1 protein-coding gene is annotated in these 1,329 nt (G+C 70.2%); it reads right to left on the bottom strand.

Annotation, left to right across the window (positions count from 1 at the left end):
* The coding region (locus FKP22_RS30590) for an O-linked N-acetylglucosamine transferase, SPINDLY family protein (protein ID WP_445663759.1) at nt 1-1,329 on the bottom strand (1,329 nt) is incomplete at both ends.

The following is a 1,329-nucleotide window of genomic DNA, read 5'->3' as shown; positions in this document are numbered from 1 at the left end:
GTGGGCGTTGCAGGGCCAGGTGTCGAGGAACAGGTCGGCCTGGCGCAGGCGGGCAATGTGTTCGCCCAGATGCAGCTTGGGCGCCCAGAAAATGCGGCTGGCCGGCACGCCGCGGGCTTCCAGCTCGCGCTGCAGGTTGGCCTGGCCGTGCGGGTTCCAGGCCAGCATCCACAGCACCGCCCGGGGGGCCTGCGCGAGGATCGCGGCCCACAGGTCCAGCATGTGCGGCGACATTTTGTAGACCTGGTTGAAGCAGCACAGCACGACCGCGTCTTCCGGCAGGCCCAGGCTGGCGCGGCTGGGGGCTGGCGGCAGCGGGCGCTGGCGGTCGTTGGGCTGGTAGCTGTTGGGCAACTGGGCGATGTGTTCGCTGTAGTTCGCGGCGTGCGAGAGCGGCGTCACCACCGGGTCGCCAATCATGTAGTCGATGTAGTCGGCCCCCGTCGTGGCCGGATAGCCGAGGTAAGCCACCTGCACCGGCGCCGGCCGCTGGGCCAGCAGCTCGAAGCGGCTGCCGCGGGTGTGGCCCTTGAGGTCGACGGCAATGTCGATCGCGTCGTCGCGCATGCGCTGCGCGATGGCCGTGTGGGTCAGGTGCGTCACGTCCACGAAATGCTCGCAGGCCGCGCGCACCCGGCGCATCACGGCGCTGCCGTCGTTGATGCTGTGCGAGTAGAGCGTGACTTCGAAGCGGCTGCTGTCGCGCCGCTCCAGCAGCTCGGCCATCAGCACCGAGGTGGCATGCTGGTGGAAGTCGGAAGACAGGTAGCCGACGCGGATGCGGCCCGGGCGGCGCGGGCCCACCGGCGCCGGCAGTGGCTTGAGCTCGCGCGCCAGGCCCTTGGCGCGGATCTCGCCAATGCGGCGCTGCTGGGCAGGCGTGGCGTCCACCGCCAGCAGTGCAAACGGCGAGAGCAGCTGGCCGGTCTTGGCGTCGGCCTGGTCAATCGCCTGCAGCAGCTCGGCGGTGTCCTGGTCGACCAGGCGCCAGTCGCAGGTCTGCCGGCCTTCGTGCACCAGCAGTGACAGGGCGAGCGCGCGGGTGCTGTCGCTGTCCAGCGAGACGGCGGTGCGGAAGCATTCGGTGGCCTCGCGTGTCAGGCCCAGGTCCTTGAAGCACAGGCCCAGGCGGTAGTGGGTCAGCGCATCGTCGATCTTCAGCGCCAGGGCCTGGAAGAACGCGCTGACGGCGTCCTGCAGCCGCTGGCTCTGGAACAGCGCATTGCCCTGGGCCTGGTGCCACTCGAAGTCGCGCGCGGCCTGGGGCGGATAGGCATCGAACACCTGCGCGGCTTCGGCAAAGCGGTGCTGGCGCACCAGGCACTCGGC

This window comes from Ideonella azotifigens, from assembly GCF_006519715.1.
In the GTDB taxonomy this organism is placed as follows: Bacteria; Pseudomonadota; Gammaproteobacteria; order Burkholderiales; family Burkholderiaceae_C; genus Ideonella; species Ideonella azotifigens.
The sequence above is the reverse complement of the archived record's forward strand: the minus strand, read 5'-3'. Positions and strand labels throughout refer to the sequence as shown.